Genomic DNA, 20,535 nt, shown 5'->3' with positions numbered 1-20,535 from the left:
GGGATTGGGGATTGGGGATTGGGGATTGGGGATTGGGGATTGGGGATTGGGGATTGGGGATTGGAGATTGGGGATTGGGGATTGGGGATTGGGGATTGGGGATTGGGGATTGGGGATTGGGGATTGGAGATTGGGGATTGGAGATTGGGGATTGGAGATTGGGGATTGGGAAAGGCGCTTCGGCTCTTGCGAATCCCCAATCCCGAATCCCGAATCCCACTCAGTTGAAGCTCGCCGCCAGCGAGCCGACGATCAAGACCCAGCCGTCGACCAGCACGAACAGCAGGATCTTGAAGGGGGCAGAGACCAGCATCGGCGAGAGCATCATCATGCCCATCGACATCAGCACGCTGGCCACGACCAGGTCGATGATCACGAAGGGGATGAAGATCAGGAAGCCGATTTCGAACGCGGTCTTCAGTTCGCTGGTCATGAAGGAGGCGACCACGATCGGGAACGGCACGTCGGCCGGACTCGCGTAGCTGGCATGGCCAGCCATGCCGGCGAAGGTCATCAGGTCGGTTTCGCGCACCTGCGCCAGCATGAAGTCGCGCAGCGGACCAGTGGTCAGGGTCCAGGCGGTGGCGAAGTCGATCTGGCCGTCGAGATACGGCGCCATGCCCTGCGCCCAGGCTTTCTCGCCGACCGGCATCATCACCAGCATGGTCAGGAACAGCGCCAGCCCCACCAGCACCTGGTTGGACGGGGTCTGGCCGGTGCCCAAGGCCTGCCGCAGCAGGCCCAGCACGATGATGATGCGGGTGAACGCGGTCATCGCCAGCAGAATCGACGGGATCAGGGTGATCGCCGTCATCAGCAGCAGCGTCTGCAACGGCAGGCTGACGTTGCGATCGCCAATCTGGCCGACGTTGACGTCCGGCAGCGTGGGCAGGGTCGGCTTGCCCGGCGGCGTGGGCGCCGCTGGCGCGGTGGCGGCCGTGGCGGGGGCGGGAGCGGCGGCCTGCGCGTTCTGCGCGAACGCCAGCACGGGCGCGGCCAGCAGCCACAGGCACAGCAGGAAGGGCAACAGGCGACGCATCATCATTTCTCTTTGCGCAGGCGCTTGGCCAGCAGTTCGGCGAAGTTGGGCAGGGGTTGCACCGGCACCGGCGGCAGCGGTTCGGGCAGGCGATGCAGGTGGGCGATGCCGCCCGGGCTCACGCCCAGCAGCAGTTGTTCGCCGCCCACCTCGACCACCAGCAGGCGTTCCTTGGTGCCGACCGACAGGCTGGTGACGATCCGCAGCTGATCGTTCGGGCGCAGGCCCAGGCCGGCACCGGGCAGGCGCTTGAGCAGCCAGGCCAGGCCGAGGATCAGGCCCAATACCAGGATCAGGCCGACCAGCGCGCCGCCGATGCCGGGCGTGGCCGGCGCGGCGTGGCCAACCTTCTGCGCGGGTGCGGCGGCCGTGGCGGCGGCGGCGATCAGGGGAAGCGGAAACGACATGGACCGTGGCTCAGCGCAGGCGGCGGATGCGTTCGCTCGGGCTGACCACGTCGGTCAGGCGCACGCCGAAGCGTTCGTTGACGACCACTACTTCGCCGTGTGCGATCAGGGTGCCGTTGACGAACACGTCCAGCGGCTCGCCCGCGCCGCGCTCCAGTTCCACCACCGAGCCCTGGTTGAGCTGCAGCAGGTTGCGGATCGGGATGCGGGTGCGGCCGACTTCCAGCGACAGCACCACCGGCACGTCCAGGATGACGTCCAGGCTCATGTCGCTGAGGCTGCGTCCGGCGTCGGCCTGCAGGGCCTCGAATTGCGCGGCGGCGGCTTCTTCGGTGAGGGGTTGGTTCATGGCAGGGAATCCTGGGTGGCGATGTCGGTAGCGGTCGGGGCGAGCGAGGGCGCCGCGGGCGGCGGCGTGACCAGCGCGCCGGGCGGACGATGGGCGATGATCTTCACCGCGTTGTTGCCGTTGGAGGTGCCGAACTCGCCGGTGAACACCGGCACCTGCTCGACGCACACCGGCACCGTGCGCGGCAGGTCGATGGGCAGGATGTCGCCCACCTTCAAACGGGTGAGATCGCGCAGGCTGATGCGCTTCTCGGCGAGCACGCTGGACAGGGTGACCTCGGCGCCGCGCAGCAGATCGTTGACGCTGTCGCGGAAGCTGTCGTCGTCGTGCACGCGGTCGGACTGGATGCCGGCGTCGAGCAGTTCGCGGATCGGCTCCAGCATCGAATAAGGCAGGGTGATGTGCAGATCGCCGCCGCCGCCGTCCAGTTCGACATGGAAGCGGCTGACCACCACGTACTCGCGCGGACTGACGATGTTGGCGAAGTGCGGATTGACTTCCGAGTTGATGTACTCGAATTCCACCGGCATCACCGGCGCCCAGGCGTCGACCAGATCGGTGAAGGTCTGCTTGAGCAACAGGTGGATCACCCGCATCTCGGTGGCGGTGAACTCGCGGCCCTCGATCTTGGCCGGATAGCGGCCGTCGCCGCCGAAGAAGTTGTCCACCACCGTGTAGACCAGCTTGGGCTCGAACACCATCAGGCCGACGCCGCGCAGCGGCTTGAGTCGGATCAGGTTGAGGTTGGTCGGCACGTACAGCGAGTGCAGGTACTCGCCGAACTTGATCATCTCGATGCCACGCACCGACAGGTCGGCCGAGCGGCGCAGCAGGTTGAACAGGCCGATGCGCCAGGTGCGGGTGAAGCGCTCGTTGATCATCTCCAGCGTGGGCAGGCGGCCGCGGACGATGCGGTCCTGGCTGGCGAAGTCGTACAGGCGGGCGACGCCGGGGTCCGGCGGCGGCTCGTCGGTCTCGATCGCACCGGAATCGACGCCGTGGAGCAGGGCGTCGATTTCGTCTTGCGAAAGCAGGTCGCTCATCATCGCGGGCTTCCCCTTACTGCATCACGAAACTGGTGAACAGCAATTGCTCGGCCCCCGGCTTGCCGGTCTCCGCCTTCATCAGCTTGCGCACCTCGGCCAGCGCCTGCGCCTGCAGCTTTTCCTTGCCGGCGCGGGTGATCAGCTCCTCGGCGTTCTGCTGGGCGAACAGCATCAGCAATTTGGCACGCAGGGCCGGGGCGTGCAGTTCGATGGCCTTGAGCGACTCCGGATCGCGGGTCATCAGCTGCACTTCGACCTGCAGGTAGCGCGCGCCGCCGGCCGAACCGATCAGGTTGACCACGAAGGGCGGCTCCAGGGCGAAGTACTGCGCCGGCGCGGGGACCTTGCTGGCGTCGGGCGCGGGCTTGGCTTCGGCCGCCTTGGCGGACGCGGCGTTGCGCGATGCGAAGAACCAGGCGCCGCCGCCGGCCGCACCGGCGGCAACCAGCGCGACCAGGCCGATGATCAGCCAGGGCTTGCCCGCCTTGGGCGTTGGTTTGAGCAGCTTGGGGTCGGGTTTCTCGGCGGGGGGCACGCGGGCGTTCTCCTGGATGGACGCGGGAGAAGATGCAAGTGGCGTGCCGTGGACCCGGCGGGGCGGTGCCGGAAATCCGGCGGAGGCACACGCCGCCGTGCGGAGCCGCCGACAGCCCGGCCGGGGCACCGACGTAGAGCGGAGCTTGCTCCGCTGCTCCAGCTTTGCCATTCCGTCCGGCCTTCATCCGGAAGGGTTACCGGGTGCTGGCGCGCGATACCGATGACGAACGAACCATTCAGGCCAAAGCAAATGCCCAAGCAGCGGAGCGAGCTCCGCTCTACGGGCGTTGCGGGTCAGGCGTAGGCGTCCAGCAATCCGCGGGCGATGCGAACCGGCGCGCTGCGGGGTGCGGTGTCCGTGCCCGAGCCGGTGCCGTCGCCGCCACGTGTGGCATTGGCCTGGGCCGGCGAGGACTGCGGCTGCTGGCGGTGGCCGACGTCGGCCTGCGCCAGCAGGAAACCCTGTTGGCCCAGCATTTCGCGCAGGCGCGGCAGGCTGTCCTGCAACGCCTGCCGGACTTCCGGCTGCGCGCTGCTGAAATCGGCGTGCACGCGATCGCCGTCCAGGCGCAGGCTGACTTCAATCGCGCCCAGATCGCCGGGGCTGACCCGGATGTGGGCATGGCCGATTTTCTGTTCGGCCATCCAGGTCATCTGGGTGCCGAGGGTGTCGCCGAAACGGTCACCGCGCAGGTCCGGCGTCATCGACGCCAGCGGATTGACGGTGGCGGTGCGGGCAAGGCCGTAATCGGAGGCGGGCGCGGGCATGCCGGCCAGGGGAGCGGCGATCGGCGCGGGCGCGTCCGTATCGGCGCCGCCGGCATCACCGGCCATGTCCTTGAGCGCGGCCAGTCCGGCGGCGAGCGTGGCGGGCAAGGGCGTGGTTTCGCCGGCGGCGAGGTCGCCGATCGGAATCGTGGACGGGGCGGTGCCGGTGGATACGGATGCCGGACGAGCGTCGGCAGGCCGGGCGGGGTTCGCCATCGCGCTGGCGAAGGCGAGCGGATCCGCTGGCGCGGCCTCCGCACTGGTGGTCGGCGTAGCCAGTCCACCTTCGGTGAGCATGGTGCCTGCCATCGGCATCGCGTTCGCGGCCAGGCGCAGTCCGGCCGGGAAACCGGTCGACAACGCGGACGTGCCGTGCCCCGGGATTCCCGGCGGGACGCTTTCCGGCGTGCCGGCAAGGCTGTCCAGGGGAGGCGGGAACACCGCCAGGATCAGTCCGGCGGGAGGCCAGGCGGCGTCCTCGTCGGCGCTTTCGTGGCGGTCCTTTCGCGTGTCGCGTTCCGCCTGCGCGGCGGACGCGGATGCGGATGCGGCGTCGTCGGCGGAAGCGTTCGCCTCATCCGCCTGCGCGCGGGCGGGGTCGTCTGTGCGCGCATCCCGCACGGGCTCGCACGCCGGAGCGGCGTCGCGCTGGCGCTTGCCGGCCGGTGCGGCGGATTCCGCGCGGGCACCGGGCGCATCGCGGCGCAGCAACTGCTCGAAGGCGGGTTTCTTCGCCGAGGGTTCGGCCGTGCGCGGACCGTTCGCGCCGGCGCTGCCGGCACCCGCGTTCGCGCCCACGCCGCCCAGCCAACTGGAAGCATCCGCCTTCACTTGCTCTCCTCGGTTTCCTCGGCGGCGGTCGCCGCCAGGCGCGCGCGGCGCGCGCCCAGATCATCCATCTCGCGCTGGTTGCGGCGCTCGACCACCTGGTGCTCCTGCACCCGGTAGCTGGCGGCCAGTTGTTCCAGCACCTGCTTGTCGCGGCTGGCCAGCAGCAGCCGGTCGCGCTCGATGTCCACGCTGGCGCGGCTGCGATCCACGGTCTGCACCTGCTGCTGCACCGCGCTGTCCAGGCGATCCAGGAAGGCCCGCCGGTTGGCCAACTGCGCCGGGCTGGTCGCGGCCATCTGGCTGCCGGCGTATTCGTCGGCGTAGCGACGCAGTTCCTCCAGCCGCGATTCGTGCATCGCCAGCGTGCGCTGGCGCTCGGCCAGATCGCGGGCGACCGCGTCTTCCTTCTCCTGGGCGCGGCGCAGCAGCGGGTCGATTCGACGGGATTGCATCATGGCTTAGGGTTCCTTGCGGGCTTGCGCATTGCGTTCGACCAGTTGCTCCAGCGCATCGCGGCTGTCCCGCAGATCCGCCGAGCGGGCCACGTCCTGGCCGAGGAATTCGACGATCTCCGGCCATCGTTCCAAGGCCTCGTCGACGGTCGGATCGCTGCCGCGCTGGTAGGCGCCGATGGCGATCAGGTCGCGGTTGCTGGTGTAGGCCGACAGCAGCCGCTTCAGTTTGCGGATGCGATCGCGCCAGGTCTCGTCGGCGATTTCGGTGACCACGCGGCTGACCGAGGATTCCACGTCGATGGCCGGATACAGGCCGCTGTCGGCGACCCGGCGCGAGAGCAGGATGTGGCCGTCGAGGATGGCGCGGGCGGCGTCGGCGATCGGATCCTGCGGATCGTCGCCTTCGGTCAGCACGGTGTAGAAGGCGGTGATCGAGCCGCGTCCGGCCGAGCCGTTGCCGGCGCGTTCGACCAGCGCGGGCAGGCGCGCGAACACTGACGGCGGATAGCCGCGGGTGGTCGGCGGTTCGCCCACCGACAGGCCGATCTCGCGCTGGGCCTGGGCGAAACGGGTCAGCGAATCCATCAGCAGCAGGACGTTCAAACCCTGGTCGCGGAACCACTCGGCGATCGCGGTGGCGCGATAGGCGCCCTGCAGGCGCGCCAGCGGCGGACGATCGGCCGGACTGGCCACCACCACTGCGCGCGCCAGGCCCGCCGGGCCGAGCGTGCTTTCGACGAAGTCGCGCACTTCGCGCCCGCGTTCGCCGATCAGGCCGACCACGATCACGTCGGCGGCGGTGTAGCGGGTCATCATGCCCAGCAGGGTCGACTTGCCGACGCCGGAGCCGGCGAACAGGCCCACGCGCTGGCCGCGGCCGATGGGCAGCAGCGCGTTGATCGCGCGCACGCCCACGTCCAGCGGCTGGGTGATGGGTTCGCGCGAGAGCGGATTGATCGCCACGCCGGACAGGCTGACGGTGGACTCGGCGCGGATCGGGCCGCGCCCGTCCAGCGGCACGCCGTCCGAGTCGATGACCCGGCCGAGCAGGCCTTCGCCGACTTCCACGCCGCCGCGCCGGCGCAGCGGCACCACCCGCGCGTTCGGCAGCAGGCCGTGCAGTTCGGCGCTGGGCATCAGGTAGGTGCGTTCGCCGGAGAAGCCGACCACTTCCGCGTCGACCCAGCCGCCATCGACCACTTCGACCTTGCAGGTGGCGCCCAGCGGCGCCTCGCAGCCGATCGCCTCCAGGGTCAGGCCGACCGCGCGGCGCAGGATGCCCTCGCGGATCAGGCCGTGGCTGCCGAGGGTGGGGCGGATCTGCGACAGCCGCGCGGCCAGCCGCAGGTCGCGGGCATTCAGCCATTCCAGCGGTTGCGCGCTCATCCGAGGGCGCCTCCGCGCTGCAATACGTTTTCCAGCGCACCGCGCAGGCGCGCTTCCAGGGTGCCGTCGATGCGCACGCTCTCGGCGTGCACGCGCAGGTCGCCGCGGCTGAGCGAGGTGTCGGCGGTCAGCCGGGTGGTCGGCATCATCGACAGCACCGGCGTCAACGCGGCGATGTCGTCCGGATGCAGGCGCAATTCGACTTCGCGGCTGGTGCCGCCCACCGCGTCGAGCGCGGCGCTGGCCAGTTCCGACAGCAGCATCGGGTCGGCCTGGTAGGCGCGTCCGACCAGGCTGCCGGCGATGCGCACCGCCAGTTCCGACAGCGCGCCCATCACTTCGTTCTCCAGCCGATCCAGCGGGCGCGAGAAATTGTCCAGGATGCCTTCGATCTGCGCGGTCAACCGGCGCACCTCGGCCTGGCCCTGGGCGAAACCCTCGGCGTGGCCCTCGGTACGGCCGCGCTCCAGCCCCTCGCGGTAGGCGGCTTCCTCGATCGCCTGGATTTCCTCCAGGCTCGGCGGACGCAGCACCGGCGGCGGCTCGGCCTCCGGCGCGCGGCGGGCCACGAAATCCAGCGGCGGGGCCATCCAGCGCACCGGATCGTTCATACCATCTCCTCACTGCTGGCGTTGAGCGAGATGACGCCCTGGTCGGCCAGGCGGCGGACGATGGCGAGGATTTCCTTCTGCGCGCCTTCCACGTCCGACAGCCGCACTGGACCGCGCGCCTCCATGTCTTCCATCAGGATCTGCGCGGCGCGCTGGGACATGTTGCGGGTGATCTTCTCGCGCACCTTGGCGTCGGCGCCGCGCAGGGCCAGGCCCAGGCGGTCGTTGGGCACTTCGCGCAGCATCGCCTGCAGTTCGCGATCGTCCAGGTCGATCAGGTTGTCGAACACGAACATCAGGTCCTGGATGCGCGCGCCCAGGTCGGCGTCGATGTGGTTGATCGCGCCCAGGATGGTCTGGTCCTGGCCACTGTCCATGAAATTGAGGATGTTCGCGGCCACCTTGATGCCGCCGATGCTGGAGGACTTCAGGTTCTGGTTGCCGGAGAACTGGCGCTCCATGATCTCGTTGAGTTCGTTGAGCGCGTTCGGCGGGATGCCGTCGAGGGTGGCGATGCGCAGCAGCACGTCCGAGCGGGCGCGTTCGGGCAGCATCTTCAGGGTCTCGGCGGCCTGGTCGCTGTCCAGGTGCGAGAGCACGATGGCGATGATCTGCGGGTGCTCGTTGCGCACCAGATCCGCAATCGCGCGCGGGTCCATCCACTTCAGGGTGTCCAGGCCGGTGGTGTTGCGCCCCAGCAGGATGCGATCGATCAGGCTGCCGGCCTTGTCCTCGCCCAGCGCCTGCACCAGCACCTTGCGCACGTAGTCGTCGGCGCCCATGCCCAGCGAGGTCTGCTTCTCCAGCGAGTGGTTGAAGCTGTCCATCACCTGCAGCACCTGTTCGCGGCTGATGCCGCTGATGGTGGCCATGGCGATGCCGAGCTTCTGCACTTCCTTGGCGTTCATGTGCTTGAGCACTTCGGCGGCGTCCTGCTCGCCCAGCGAGAGCAGCAGGACGGCGGCGCGCTGCACGCCGGTCAGTTCGGTGTCGTTGGGATTAATCATCGCTGGCCACCCAGTCCTTCACCACCTGCGCGACCTGCTTGGAATCGTTCTTGACCGCCTCGCGGGCGTGGCGCAGGCGGTCCTCGTAGGCATCGGAGGCCAGCGCGCGCGGCACGCTGATCTCGGCATGGTCCTGGCGCAGCGCGGCGACGATGCGGGCATCCTCGTCGCCTTCGTCGACCAGGCTCACGTCCACCGCGTCGGGGGCGGCCTTTTTCGCGCGGGGCTGGATGATCTGGCGCATCGCCGGGCGCAGCACGCCGAACAGCAGCGCCAGCACCACGATCGCGCCCAGGCCATAGCGGGCGACGTCGCGCACCATCGGGTTCTGCAGCCACGGGCTTTCCCAGAACGGCACGTCCTCCACCGGCACCGGCTCGCGCACGAACGGCGCGTTCATCACCGACACCGAGTCGCCGCGCGCGGCGTCGAAGCCCACCGCTTCCTTCACCAGCGCCTCGACCCGGGTGAGGGTGGCCGCGTCCAGCGGCACCATCGTGGTCTTGCCGTTGGCGCCGGCGCGCGGCACGTGATCGACCAGCACCGCGGCGGTGACCCGGCGTACCCGGCCGGCGGGCTGGCGGGTGTGTTGCAGGGTGCGATCCATCTCGAAGTTGCGGGTCGCGCTGCTGGCGGTCTCCACCGGCGCCTCGGGATTGGGCGCGGCGGCGGCGTTGGGACCGGGCGGGGTATTGCTGATCGCGCCGGGCACGCCCTCCGGTCCCGGCTTGGCGAGCGTGTTCTGGCTGACCTGCTCGCTGCGCACCTTGGCCGGATCGTTGGCGAAGGTCTCGCGCGCTTCCTCGACCACCGAGAAGTCCATGTCCACCGCGACCTCGGCGTTGATCCGGCCGGGGCCGGTCAGCGGTTCCAGCAATTCCTTGATGCGCTGGTTGAGCGAGGTTTCCAGCTTGCGCACACGCTCGAACTGGGCGGCGTTGAGCGCGGCCTCGCTGTTGGGATCGCTGATGGTCAGCATGCGGCCGCTCTGGTCGACCACGGTGACGCGTTCCGGCGCCAGGTCCGGAATGCTCGAGGACACCAGGTGCACGATGGCATCGACCTGGTTGCGTTCCAGCATCGCGCCCGAACGCAGTTCCAGCACCACCGAGGCGCTGGCGACCTCGCGCTGGCGGGTGAACGCGCTGGGCTTGGGAATGGCCAGGTGCACCCGCGCGTCACGGACCGGGCGCAGGGTGGTGATGGTGCGCACCAGCTCGGTTTCCAGCGCGTGCTGGTAGCGGGCGTTCTCGACGAACTGGCTGACGCCGAAACCGGGATCGCGTTCCATCAACTCGAAGCCGAGCCGGCCGTTCTCGGCCAGGCCCGAACCGGCCAGTTTCAGGCGGGCGTCGTGCAGGTTCTCGGCGGGCACCGAAATCGCGCCGCTGGCCTGATCCAGCTGGAACGGAATCTGCGCGGCGCGCAGCAGGTCGGCGGCCTCGGCGGTGGCCTTGGGGTCCAGGCCGGTGTAGAGCGGGGTGAAGTCGGGCTTCTGCGACCAGAAGAACACCATCAGGCCGACCGCGACCGCACCGGCGATCATCAGCAGCGTGCCGAGCTGGCGGAACACCGGGAAGTCCTGGATCTTGGTCAGCGCGGCGCCGGCCTTCTCGGCGCTCAGCGATTCCTTCAGTGATTCCTTGGACAGGGTCAGGGCCATGGGCGTGCGGTTCCGGTGCGTTCGGGCTCAGGCGGTGCGGTGGGTTACAGCGGCATGTTCATCACGTCCTGGTAGGCCTGGACGAGACGGTTGCGGACTTCGACGGTGGCGCGGAAGGCGACCTGCGACTGCTGGGCGGCGACCATCACCCGCGCCAGATCGGCGCGCGGGTCACCGAGTTCGAACGCCTGCGACAGCGCGCCGGCGGTCTTCTGCGCGTCGTTGACGCCTTGCAGCGCGTTCTGCAGGGTCTCGCCGAAGCTGGGCGCCTTGACCGCGGGCTGGCCGAACTGGACCGCGTTCGGGTTCTGCACCGGCTCCAGCGCGCGCGCGCCCAGCTGGTGCTGGTAGCTGCGGATCTGCGAGAGGATGGAGGCGACGGAATCGGACATGGGCGCGGTTCGGCGGAGTGTCTGGGCTCATCGTTGCAAGATGCGTGCCGCAACCGCCGCGCCGGGCCTGTCAGTTTTCCGTCGCCAGCGCGTCCTCGCGTTCGACGCCGTACTTGCGCAGCTTTTCCACCAGGGTGGTGCGGCGCAGGCCGAGCAACTGGGCCGCGTGGGCGACCACGCCGCCGGCGCGATCCAGCGCGTCGCGAATCAGGTTCAGTTCGATGCGGGCGATGTGCTCGCGCAGGTCGATGCCGTCTTCGGGCAGGCGATCGGACGCGGCGACGGTCGTGATTTCCATGGGCGCCGTACCGCTGCTTTCCGCGCGGGGCGCCAGCGTGGCCTGCGCAGCGTCCGCCGGCACCGGCAGCACGCCGTCCTCCGGCAGGTAGCGGCGCGGCAGGTCCTGCACCCGCACCAGCCCGCCGGGGTGCAGCACCGCCATGCGCTCGACCAGGTTGGTCAGTTCGCGCACGTTGCCCGGCCAGGGATAGAAGCGCAGCGCCTGCAGGGTCTCGTCGGCGAAGCGCACTTCACCGCGGCCGGTGCGGGCCAATTGCATCGCCAGGGTGGTGACCAGCGCCGGCAGATCGTCGAGGCGCTCGCGCAGCGCGGGCATCTCGATCGGGAACACGTTGAGCCGATAGAACAGATCCTCGCGGAAGTGGCCTTCGGCGATGCGATCCTCCAGGTTGCGGTGGGTCGCGGCGATCACCCGCACGTTGCAGCGGATGGTCTGGTTGCCGCCGACGCGCTCGAAGCTGCGCTCCTGCAGCACGCGCAGCAGCTTGACCTGCATCGGCAGGCTCATGTCGCCGATTTCGTCCAGCAGCAGGGTGCCGCCCTCGGCCATCTCGAAGCGGCCCTTGCGCGCGCTCAGCGCGCCGGTGAAGGCACCCTTCTCGTGGCCGAACAATTCGCTTTCCAGCAGGTCCGGCGGAATCGCGCCGCAGTTGATGGCCACGAACGGACCGTCGCGGCGCGGCGAATGCTCGTGGATGGCGCGCGCCACCACTTCCTTGCCGGTGCCGGATTCGCCCAGCACCAGCACGGTGGTGTCGAACGCGGCGACCTGGTCGATCAGCCGGCGCAGGCGCACCACCGCCGGGCTGTTGCCGGTCGGACCGTTGCCCTGCGCGGTCTGCGCCTGGTGCTCGGTGTCCAGCCGCTTGAGGCTGGCCCGGCGTAGGCAGCTTTCCAGCTGGCTGTGGCGGATCGGGGTATCCAGCGGCCACACCCCGGCCTCGTGCAGGCCGTGGGCGGTGGCGAACGCGGCCGGTTCGGCCTCCAGCAGCAGCACCGGCGGCGGCAACGGCGCATCGCCCAGCCAGGCGAACAGCGCGCGGGTGGACGGGCCGTCCTCGATCCGGCCGACGATCACCGCCATGAAGTCGTGCGGGCGGTGCCGGCGGATGTCGACGTCGCCGGCCTCGGCGGCCCAGCGCGGGGTCAGGTCCATGAACTCCAGCAGGTCGGTCACCCGCACCGCGCGGGCGGCATCGGCGTCGAGGACAAGGATTCGGGATTCACTCATGGCGGTTGTCTCGGAACTTTTCCAGGATGGGGAGGACTTCCTGGATGTAGGAAAGCTTGCTGACGAATTCGTCGGCGCCGGCGCGGCTGGCGTGCTCGCGGTGTTCGGCGTCGTCGAAGTGGCTGGCGATGACCACGAACGGCGGCTGGTCCTGGGTCTTGATCAGGCGGGTGGCCTGCAGGCCGCCCATCTCGGGCATCGCCAGGTCCATCAGCACCACGTCCGGGCGCAGCGACTCCGAACGCTCGATCGCCTCCAGGCCGTTGCTGGCCCGGCCGACGATGTCCAGCCAGTCCAGCTTGCGCAGGTGGCGGATGGCCGCGTTGATGAAACCCTCGTGGTCGTCCACCAGCAGTACGGTGATCTTGTTCATGCGCGTGCTTCCTTATCCGGCCCTGGCCAAGGCCGACACGTTACCGCGCCGGCGGTCGCGTGCGGAGGCGATGTCCAGCTGTTCCCGATACTTGGCGACCGTGCGGCGGGCGATGTGGATGCCCTGGCGGGCCAGCAGGCCGGCGATCGCCTCGTCGGCCAGCGGCTTGTGCGCCGGTTCGTTCTCGATCAGGCGGCGGACCATCGCGCGCACCGCCGGGCCGGACACGCTGGCGCCCTCCAGGCGGACGGCGAAGAAATGCTTCAGCTCGAAGGTGCCGCGCGGGGTCTGCATGTACTTGCCGGTGGTGATGCGCGAGACGGTGGACTCGTGCATGCCGATTTCATCGGCGATTTCCTTCAGGGTCAGCGGCGCCATCGCCTCGTCGCCATGGGCGAGGAAGCCGGCCTGGCGCTCGACGATCGCGCGGGCGGTGCGCAGCAGGGTTTCATAGCGCATCGACAGGCCGCGGGTCAGCCAGCGCGCTTCCTGCAGCAGCTCGCGCAGGCGGCGGGCGCCGTCGCCTTGTTCGGCCTTCGAATCCAACTGGTCCAGCGCGCGCTCGTGCAGCGGCGAGACCGACAGGCGCGGAGTGGTGGCCGGATTCAGCGCGACCCGCCACGCGCAGTCGGCATGCCAGGCGACCACGTCCGGCACGATGTGGCCGGTGGGGGCGGGCAGCAGGGTTTCGGCCGGGCGCGGCTGCAGCGACAGGATCAGGCGGATGCCTTCGCGGATCTGTTCCGGATCCAGGTGCAGGCGCGCGGCCAGTGCGTTTTCGTCGTGCGCGGCCAGCAGGTCCAGCGCTTCGTCGAGGATGCGGGCGGCGATGTGGCGGGCCGGCACGCGGCCGGGCAGGGCGGCCAGCTGCGCCCGCAGGCATTCGCGCAGGTCGCGCGCGGCCAGGCCGGCGCATTCGCCGTGCAGGATGCGCTGGCGGATCGTTTCGGCGGCCGCGGCGGTGATGGCGAAGCGTTCGGCGGCCTGGGCGGCCAGCGCATCCGCGTCGGCACCCAGGTAACCGGCCTCGTCGGTGTGTTCGAGCCAGAACGCGGCCACGGCCAGCGCGGGCGCGTCCAGTTCCAGCGCCAGCGACTGCAGCGCGCGCACCTGCGGGTCGGTGCTGCCGGCGTCTTCCAGGCGCTGCAGGCGGTCGTCGTCGCCTTCCTGCCAGCCGCCGCCATGCACGTCCCACATCGAGGTTTCGGGCAGTTCGTCGAAGGCGGCGGTTTCCAGCGGGGCGCTGGCGGCATCGCCCTGCTCGCCGACGGCGACGGGCTCCTCTTCCAGTTCCAGCAGCGGATTGGCGTCCAGCGCGCGGCGGACTTCCATTTCCAGTTGCAGGCCGTCCAGTTGCAGCAGCCGGATCGATTGCAGCAGCTGCGGCGTGAGGTGCAGTTGCTGGCCGAGCTGCGTGGTGAGTCCCGTCTTCATCCCCAAATCCCCATTCGCCGCGTTTGCATCGTTGCCCCGATTCGACGTTCACGTGGATTTCACGTCGTGGGGAAACTTTGCGCCGCGCGCGGCGGAAAAAGAATCAGGGCGTTTCTGGTCGTGGTGGGGGCATGCCCGAGGGCGCTGTCAGGGATTTCCTGACATCGCCGGACTTTGGACGCGATGGGGTGTCGGGGGAATGGCGGGGAGAGCGCCGTCGGGGGGCCTGGAGAGGACCTGGCGACGGTGCGCCGCCGCGGGAACGGCGGACGCCCCCTTGTCTTGCAAGGCCCGGGCCAGAAACCTCAGGCCAGATCGTTCTGGTGGCGCGCGGCCAGCAGCAGCAGGTCGTTGGCGCGCCGGCAGCCCAGTGATTCCATCATCCGCGCGCGATGGGTTTCCACCGTCTTGACGCTGATGCCCAGGTGCGCGGCGATTTCCTTGCTGCTCATGCCACCGCCCAGCTTGCGCAGGATCTGGCGCTGGCGCGGCGACAGCGCGTCGATGCCGGTCGGCCGCGCCTGGCCCAGCATCGGCGCCAGCATCTTCGACGACACCTGCGGACTCAGGAACACCTGGCCGGCGGCGGCCGCGCGCAGGGCCAGTTCCAGTTCCATCGGCGCGGCCTCCTTGACCACGAAGCCGGCGCAGCCGCGATCCAGCGCGCTGCGCACCTGGCCGGGATCGTTGTGCATCGACATGATCACGACCTTGGTCTGCGGCAGCGATTCCTTCAGCGGCTTGAGCAGATCCAGCCCGCTGCGATCGGGCAGCGACAGGTCAAGCAGGATGACGTCGGGCCGGTGGATGGCGGCCATGTCCAGCGCCTGTTGCGCGTCCGAAGCCTCCGCCACCACATCCACGTCCGCGATCGACTGGAGCAAGCGGCCGATGCCGGCACGCACCAGGGTATGGTCATCAACGATCAGGACACGCACTGGAAGGGGCAGGGCTCGTGGGGAGGTCGCGCCACGATAGCGGCCCGTCGGGATCCCGCCAATGTTACTTAAGTGTCGAAGCCGTCAAAGCTTGAAGTTCGTCACACAAGCTTGTCCCCGGTGACGGGTTTCCGTCGAGGTGCCCGGTGCCCGTTCGGTCGGCGCCGCGTTCGCGGACGAGAGCGACGGTGATGAACCTCAGTCGGCCTGGCGCGCCATCAGCCGCGCTTCGGCGATCTGGCGACGGTGCAGCCGGAACAGGTGGCGCTCCAGCGCGTCGGCCAGGCCGGCGCCGAGCGGTGCGAAGCGCAGCCACAGGTGATGCAGGCCATCGGCGGTGGCGGACGTCGCCAGTACCCGTGCCGGCAGTTCGATGTGATCGCTGAGCCAGTTCGCCGGCTCAATCAAGGCCACCCCGGCATCGCCCTGGGCGAGGCCGAACGGCTGCGTGGCATCCAGGCGCAGGCCCAGGTGCGACCAGCGCAATCCGCGCAGGGGCGGGGCGTCGTCGCGCTGGCGCGCCAGCTTGCCGACCAGGTTCATCAGCAGATCGACCTTGGCTTCCAGGCGCTGGAACGAGATCGACGGCTCGCCCTTGCGATCGTCGGTGTCGTCGCCGCGCGCATCCTCGGCGACCGCCAGCGCATGCAGCAGCGATTCGGCCGCGGCCGGCGGCTGGCGCGCCTCGCCGACGCGGAATCCCGCCGGCAGCCAGGCTTCGCAGGTCAGGGCATCGCCGAACAGTTCGGTTTCCGCCGGATGGTTCAGCAGGGGCACGCGCGTGGGCATGGCTCAGGCTCCCGGTGTCGACAGATAGGCGCGCGCGGCGCGCTCGGCCTGTTGCGATTCGCGCAGCTTGCGCGCGGCCGCGTCGCGGGCGTCGCGCAGGCGGTCCTGCAACTGCAACTGCGCGTACAGCAGGTTGGACAGCGTGTCGGTGCCGGTATCGCGGCCCTGCGGGGCCTGCATGAAATCGCGGACATCGCGATCATGCTGGTCCAGCAGGCCCTGCACGGTGTCCAGATCGCCGTTCTGCAGGCTATCGTGCATGGCCTGCAATTGCGCGAACAGGGCGTCCATCGACACCGCGGTCATCTCAGGCTCCCTGGACCGCGGCCGGACGCTGTCGCTGTTCGGCGGGGATGGCGTTCCAGGCCGACTCGATCTCGCCCAGCAGTTCCAGCGATTCGCGCAGCGCGGCCGCGTCGTTGTGCAGGTTGGCCTCGATCAACCGGCCCTGCAGGTAGTCGTACAGCGCCGACAGGCTGCCGGCGATCTCGCCGCCGGCCTCGTGGTCCAGCGAACCGTTGAGATGGCCGATGATCGCGCAGACCTCGCCGATCGCCTTGCCCTTGCGGGCCAGATCGCCGTGCTCCACGCAGGCCTCCGCCAGCCGGATGCGATCGCAGGCGCCGGCCAGCAACAACGCGACCAGGCGGTGCGGATCGGCTTCCATCACGGCGCTGCTGATGCCCGTGTTGCGGTACTGCGCGGCGTAAGAATGGGCTGACATTCCTTCTATCTCCTGTCTCCCGCGGACTCCCCGCGGAGGTGGCCTTACTGGGAGGCCAGTGCAGCAAGCTGCTGCGAAAGGTACGAACTGGTGCTGTTCATCCGCGACATCATGTTGTCCAGCGCCACGAACTGCGCCTTGTAGCGATTGCCGACCGATTCCATGCGCGTATCCAGCGCCTTGCGCTGGTTGCCGATGTCCTTGAGCTGGGCGTTGAGGCCGTCGGTGCGCCGGGTGAGCGAGCCTTCCTTGCCGATGTAGGTGCCCACGGTCGTCTGCAGCTTGGCCGCGAAACCGCTGTCGCCGGTGAAGGCGACGCGCACCTTTTCCGGATTGGACGTCATCAGCGCATCGAACTTGGCCGTGTCCAGGGTCAGGGTGCCGTCCGAGGACGGATAGCCCTTGGTCTGCAGGCCCAGGGTCTTGGCGTCCAGGCCCTGCTTGGCGAGTTCGCCGAGCAGGTCGCCCAGCACGCCGCGCATCTGGCCGGCGATGCCGCGCATCTGCGCGTCGCCGGTGAGCGCGGACGGGGTGTCGGTGCCGGCGTCGTACTGGGTGGAACTGTTGATCGCGGTGATCGCGCCGTTGTACGCGGTGACGAAGTCCTGCACCAGCTTGCGGCTGGCGGCCACGTCGGCGGACACGGTCACGGTGCTGGTGCCCTTGGCCTTCAGGTCCAGGGTCAGGCCCGGCACCGCGTCGGTGATCCTGTTGCTGCTGGCGGTCACGGTCAGGCCGTCGATCGACACCCGGGCGTCGGCGGCCGGGACCCGTTCGACCATGCTGTTGACCAGGTTCTGCAGATCCGCGCCGCCCTCGCTGAAGGCCAGCGAGATGCCGTTGGCGGCGCCGGTCTTGTCCGAGGCCACCGACAGGAACAGGCCGTCGTTGGACGTGATCACGCTGGCCTGCACGCCCTTGCTGCGCGCGGCGTCGTTGATCGCGCTGCGCACGTCGACCAGCTTGGCGCCTTCGGCGATGGTGATGTCGAGCGTCTCGCCGCCCACCGTCAGCGTCAGTTTGCCGGCGCCGAAGGTCTGTTCGGCGGTGACGGGCAGGTCGGCGGTCCACTTGTTGGCGCTGGCCAGGTCGAGCACCTGGATGGTGTAGTCGCCGCTGGGCGTGCCCTTGCCGGCGGTCGCGCCCAGCACGGTGTCGGTGCCGACCTTGCTGGTGCGACTGTCGAAGGCATCGGCGGCCTTGAGCGCCTTCAGCGCGGTTTCCAGGGTGCTGAAGGCCGAGCTGACCGTGCCCAGCGCGGAGACCTTGAACTTGGCGCTCGACTCGATGCGGTTGAGGCGGGCGTCGGCGGGCTTGCGGTCCGCTGCCACCAGTTTCTCCACCATGCCGGTGATGTCCAGGCCGGAGCCGACACCACCGTAACCGAGCGAGTAGTCTGCCATCGAGGATCTCCTGTCGTGCCCGTTCCGGAACGGGCGTCGGGACGAACCTGGCATCCTTGATGGATGGCGGCGTCGCCCGTGTAGTGGTAACGGCCTCCGGAGGCCGATCTTTAGCCCGCATTTCTCCGTCTCCCGCCGCCGTGGCTTGAGCCCCGGTCGGCGAGAAATGCGGGACGACCGGCGTGATGCAGGATTTGTGCCAGTGAAGCCGGGATTGGGGATTCGGGATTGGGGATCAGTGCTTTTGCCAATCCCGAATCCCCAATCCCGAATCCCCAAAAAAAGAAACCCCTCCCGTTTCCGGAAGGGGTTTGGGTACTGCCAAGACGGAGGGAGACGAATCCGTCCGTATGCGACAGGAAGCTGAAACAGTGGAGCGGACGAAACCGATCAGCGCAGCAGGCTGAGCACGTTCTGCGGCACCTGGTTGGCCTGGGCCAGCATGGCCGTGCCGGCCTGCTGCAGGATCTGGGTGCGGGTCAGTTCGGCGGTTTCCTTGGCGAAGTCCGTGTCGCGGATGCGGCTGCGCGAGGCGGCCAGGTTTTCCGAGCTGGTCTGCAGGTTGGCGACCACCGAGGTGAAGCGGTTCTGCACCGCACCCAGGTCGGCGCGCGCGCTGTTGACCGAGGTCAGGGCGGCATCGACGATTTCCAGCGCCTTCTGCGCGCCTTCGAACGTGGTGATGTCCAGGTCCTTGGCGAAGCTGGCGGTGGTGGTGGCCGCGGCGGTGGCATCGGCGATGCCGGTCAGGCCGATTTCGGTGGCGCCACCGGTGATGGTGCCGGCGGTGATGTCGAAGTCCTTGCCCGCCTTGACCGAGGTCATGATCACCTTGCCGGCGTCGGCGCCGGTGCCGACCGAGGCGGCCACGCCGGTCTCGCCCAGCTTGGCGTTCACGGCCGTGGCGATCGCCTGGGCGATGTCCGCGCCGGCCGCGCCGTTCTTCCACTCCACGTCGGCGATGGTCACGCCGTTGACCTGCATGCCCGCCAGTTTGCCGTCGGCGGTGGCCGCGGCGGCCGCGGTGGTGGCCGTCTGCTTGGCGGCGAACTTGACGTTGCCCAGCGCGTTGGCGCGGGCGTCGACCACCTTGTCGATGGCGATGGCCTGCGAGGCGTTGGCACCGACCTGGAACAGCTGGCTGGTGAACGAGCCGTCCAGCAGCTTGGTGCCGTTGAAATCGGCCTGCTTGGCGACGCGGTCGATTTCCGAGGTCAGCTGCTTGACTTCGGCGTTCAGCGCGGCGCGGTCGGACGACGAGTTGCTGGCGTTGGCCGACTGCACCGACAGCTCGCGGATGCGCTGCAGGTTGTTGCCGATTTCGGTCAGCGAGCCTTCGGCGACCTGGGCCAGCGAGATGCCGTCGTTGGCATTGCGCACGGCCACGTCCAGACCGCGGATCTGGGTGCTGAAGCGTTCGGAGATGGCCAGGCCGGCGGCGTCGTCCTTGGCGCTGTTGATGCGCAGGCCGGAAGACAGCCGCTGGATGGTGGTGGCCAGCGATGCGCCGCTGGTGCCGAGATTGCGCTGTGCGTTCAGCGAAATCGTGTTGGTGTTGATGACTTGTGCCATGAAAGATTTCCTTCAGTGTTGCGACCGGGGTGGTGCCTGGCCGGGGCGGACGGGGAAAGAGTCCGCCCCGGCTTTGTCTCCGTGATTAGCGGAGCAGGCTGAGAACGTTCTGCGGCACCTGGTTGGCCTGGGCCAGCATGGCCGTGCCGGCCTGCTGCAGGATCTGGGTGCGGGTCAGTTCGGCGGTTTCCTTGGCGAAGTCCGTATCGCGGATGCGGCTGCGCGAAGCGGCCAGGTTTTCCGAGCTGGTCTGCAGGTTGGCGACCACCGAGGTGAAGCGGTTCTGCACCGCACCCAGGTCGGCGCGCGCGCTGTTCACCGCGGTCAGCGCCTTGTCGACGATTTCCAGCGCCTGCTGGGCACCCTTGAAGGTGGAGATGTCCAGGTTGCTGGCGTACTGGTTGGCCGGGGCCGCCGCCGCCGCCGTGGCGGTGAAGGTCGGCGCGGCGATGCCGGTCCAGGTGCCGACCGTGGCGGTGATGGCCTTGAAGCTGCCGTCGGCGTTGACGCTGTCCTTGACCGAGGTCAGATCGATGCCGGTGCCGGCGGCGTTGACTTCGGCGTACACGCCGCTTTCGCCCATCTTGGCGTTGATGGCGGTCACCAGCGCCGCGCGCGCGGCCTTGCCGGTGGTGGCCGCGTCGGCGCCCTGCTTGACGTCGACGGTATCGATGGCGACGCCGTTGATGACCAGGCCGGTGACCTTGACGTCGCCGTTGGTGCCCGGATCCGCGGCGGCCAGCGCGTTCTTGTCGAACTTGGCGCCGCCCAGCGCGTTGGCCTTGGCGTCCACCACCTTGTCGATGGCGATGGCCTGCGAGGCATTGGCGCCGACCTGGAACAGCTGGCTGGTGAACGAGCCGTCCAGCAGCTTGGTGCCGTTGAAATCGGCCTGCTTGGCGACGCGGTCGATTTCGGCGGTCAGCTGCTTGACTTCGGCGTTCAGCGCGGCGCGGTCGGACGACGAGTTGGTCGCGTTGGCCGACTGCACCGACAGCTCACGGATGCGCTGCAGGTTGTTGCCGATTTCGGTCAGCGAACCTTCCGCCACCTGGGCCAGCGAGATGCCGTCGTTGGCATTGCGCACGGCCACGTCCAGACCGCGGATCTGGGTGCTGAAGCGTTCGGAGATGGCCAGGCCGGCGGCGTCGTCCTTGGCGCTGTTGATGCGCAGGCCGGAAGACAGCCGCTGGATGGTGGTGGCCAGCGATGCACCGCTGGTGCCCAGGTTGCGCTGGGCATTCAGCGAGATCGTGTTGGTGTTGATCACTTGTGCCATG

Annotated in this window: 22 protein-coding genes; all 22 read right to left on the bottom strand. The window is 69.1% G+C overall.

Annotated elements, in window-relative coordinates; genetic code table 11:
* Positions 1 to 220 precede the first annotated feature (220 nt).
* Positions 221 to 1,039 (bottom strand): flagellar type III secretion system pore protein FliP, encoded by an 819-nt coding sequence (gene fliP, locus IB228_RS12760; protein ID WP_225562418.1) that lies wholly within the window; start codon positions 1,037 to 1,039, stop codon positions 221 to 223.
* A gap of 2 nt (positions 1,040 to 1,041) precedes the next feature.
* Positions 1,042 to 1,446: a flagellar biosynthetic protein FliO gene (fliO, locus tag IB228_RS12755; protein WP_192198768.1), complete on the bottom strand. Its 405-nt coding sequence runs from the start codon at positions 1,444 to 1,446 to the stop codon at positions 1,042 to 1,044.
* 10 nt (positions 1,447 to 1,456) lie between these two features.
* Positions 1,457 to 1,795 carry a flagellar motor switch protein FliN gene (fliN, locus tag IB228_RS12750; protein ID WP_141452588.1) on the bottom strand — a complete coding sequence of 113 codons (339 nt, stop codon included), beginning with the start codon at positions 1,793 to 1,795 and terminating at the stop codon, positions 1,457 to 1,459.
* Complete coding sequence (fliM, locus tag IB228_RS12745; protein ID WP_183636946.1) at positions 1,792 to 2,838, bottom strand: flagellar motor switch protein FliM; 1,047 nt, start codon at positions 2,836 to 2,838, stop codon at positions 1,792 to 1,794. Before fliM ends, fliN begins: the two co-directional genes overlap by 4 nt.
* Positions 2,839 to 2,854: 16 nt before the next feature.
* Entirely contained in the window at positions 2,855 to 3,376 is a 522-nt protein-coding gene (locus IB228_RS12740; RefSeq protein WP_318289227.1) for a flagellar basal body-associated FliL family protein, read from the bottom strand.
* 296 nt (positions 3,377 to 3,672) lie between these two features.
* On the bottom strand, positions 3,673 to 4,977 hold the full coding sequence (locus tag IB228_RS20080) for a flagellar hook-length control protein FliK (protein ID WP_192198767.1): 1,305 nt from the start codon (positions 4,975 to 4,977) through the stop codon (positions 3,673 to 3,675).
* Entirely contained in the window at positions 4,974 to 5,432 is a 459-nt protein-coding gene (gene fliJ, locus IB228_RS12730) for a flagellar export protein FliJ (RefSeq protein WP_183636940.1), read from the bottom strand. The genes IB228_RS20080 and fliJ overlap by 4 nt, the downstream gene beginning before the upstream one ends.
* Positions 5,433 to 5,435: 3 nt before the next feature.
* Positions 5,436 to 6,818 (bottom strand): flagellar protein export ATPase FliI, encoded by a 1,383-nt coding sequence (fliI, locus tag IB228_RS12725; protein ID WP_183636938.1) that lies wholly within the window; start codon positions 6,816 to 6,818, stop codon positions 5,436 to 5,438.
* A complete protein-coding gene (locus IB228_RS12720) occupies positions 6,815 to 7,429 on the bottom strand; it encodes a FliH/SctL family protein (protein WP_183636936.1) in 615 nt (204 codons plus the stop codon). Before IB228_RS12720 ends, fliI begins: the two co-directional genes overlap by 4 nt.
* Positions 7,426 to 8,412 carry a flagellar motor switch protein FliG gene (gene fliG / locus IB228_RS12715; protein ID WP_183641068.1) on the bottom strand — a complete coding sequence of 329 codons (987 nt, stop codon included), beginning with the start codon at positions 8,410 to 8,412 and terminating at the stop codon, positions 7,426 to 7,428. Before fliG ends, IB228_RS12720 begins: the two co-directional genes overlap by 4 nt.
* Positions 8,413 to 8,428: 16 nt before the next feature.
* A complete protein-coding gene (gene fliF / locus IB228_RS12710) occupies positions 8,429 to 10,099 on the bottom strand; it encodes a flagellar basal-body MS-ring/collar protein FliF (protein WP_192198766.1) in 1,671 nt (556 codons plus the stop codon).
* A gap of 44 nt (positions 10,100 to 10,143) precedes the next feature.
* The gene (gene fliE / locus IB228_RS12705) at positions 10,144 to 10,491 is read right to left on the bottom strand and encodes a flagellar hook-basal body complex protein FliE (RefSeq protein WP_183636930.1); all 348 of its coding nucleotides are present in this window, start codon (positions 10,489 to 10,491) and stop codon (positions 10,144 to 10,146) included.
* 70 nt (positions 10,492 to 10,561) lie between these two features.
* Entirely contained in the window at positions 10,562 to 12,022 is a 1,461-nt protein-coding gene (locus IB228_RS12700; protein ID WP_192198765.1) for a sigma-54 dependent transcriptional regulator, read from the bottom strand.
* Positions 12,015 to 12,395: a response regulator transcription factor gene (locus tag IB228_RS12695; RefSeq protein WP_141452597.1), complete on the bottom strand. Its 381-nt coding sequence runs from the start codon at positions 12,393 to 12,395 to the stop codon at positions 12,015 to 12,017. Before IB228_RS12695 ends, IB228_RS12700 begins: the two co-directional genes overlap by 8 nt.
* Positions 12,396 to 12,407: 12 nt before the next feature.
* Positions 12,408 to 13,829, bottom strand: coding sequence for an RNA polymerase factor sigma-54 (rpoN, locus tag IB228_RS12690; protein WP_183636924.1), 1,422 nt, complete (start codon positions 13,827 to 13,829; stop codon positions 12,408 to 12,410).
* Positions 13,830 to 14,134: 305 nt separating this feature from the next.
* A complete protein-coding gene (locus IB228_RS12685; RefSeq protein WP_141452599.1) occupies positions 14,135 to 14,767 on the bottom strand; it encodes a response regulator transcription factor in 633 nt (210 codons plus the stop codon).
* Positions 14,768 to 14,965: 198 nt separating this feature from the next.
* The gene (locus tag IB228_RS12680; RefSeq protein ID WP_183636921.1) at positions 14,966 to 15,556 is read right to left on the bottom strand and encodes a PilZ domain-containing protein; all 591 of its coding nucleotides are present in this window, start codon (positions 15,554 to 15,556) and stop codon (positions 14,966 to 14,968) included.
* Positions 15,557 to 15,559: 3 nt separating this feature from the next.
* A complete protein-coding gene (locus tag IB228_RS12675; RefSeq protein WP_183636919.1) occupies positions 15,560 to 15,862 on the bottom strand; it encodes a hypothetical protein in 303 nt (100 codons plus the stop codon).
* A gap of 1 nt (position 15,863) precedes the next feature.
* A complete protein-coding gene (fliS, locus tag IB228_RS12670) occupies positions 15,864 to 16,280 on the bottom strand; it encodes a flagellar export chaperone FliS (RefSeq protein ID WP_183636916.1) in 417 nt (138 codons plus the stop codon).
* 44 nt (positions 16,281 to 16,324) lie between these two features.
* The gene (gene fliD, locus IB228_RS12665) at positions 16,325 to 17,683 is read right to left on the bottom strand and encodes a flagellar filament capping protein FliD (protein WP_192198764.1); all 1,359 of its coding nucleotides are present in this window, start codon (positions 17,681 to 17,683) and stop codon (positions 16,325 to 16,327) included.
* A gap of 390 nt (positions 17,684 to 18,073) precedes the next feature.
* Positions 18,074 to 19,255, bottom strand: a complete 1,182-nt coding sequence (locus IB228_RS12660; RefSeq protein WP_183636910.1) for a flagellin — start codon at positions 19,253 to 19,255, stop codon at positions 18,074 to 18,076.
* A gap of 85 nt (positions 19,256 to 19,340) precedes the next feature.
* The gene (locus IB228_RS12655; RefSeq protein ID WP_183636907.1) at positions 19,341 to 20,534 is read right to left on the bottom strand and encodes a flagellin; all 1,194 of its coding nucleotides are present in this window, start codon (positions 20,532 to 20,534) and stop codon (positions 19,341 to 19,343) included.
* Position 20,535: the final 1 nt, after the last annotated feature.

This window comes from Pseudoxanthomonas sp. PXM04, assembly GCF_014851695.1.
Classification (GTDB): Bacteria; Pseudomonadota; Gammaproteobacteria; order Xanthomonadales; family Xanthomonadaceae; genus Pseudoxanthomonas_A; species Pseudoxanthomonas_A beigongshangi.
The sequence above is the reverse complement of the archived record's forward strand: the minus strand, read 5'-3'. Positions and strand labels throughout refer to the sequence as shown.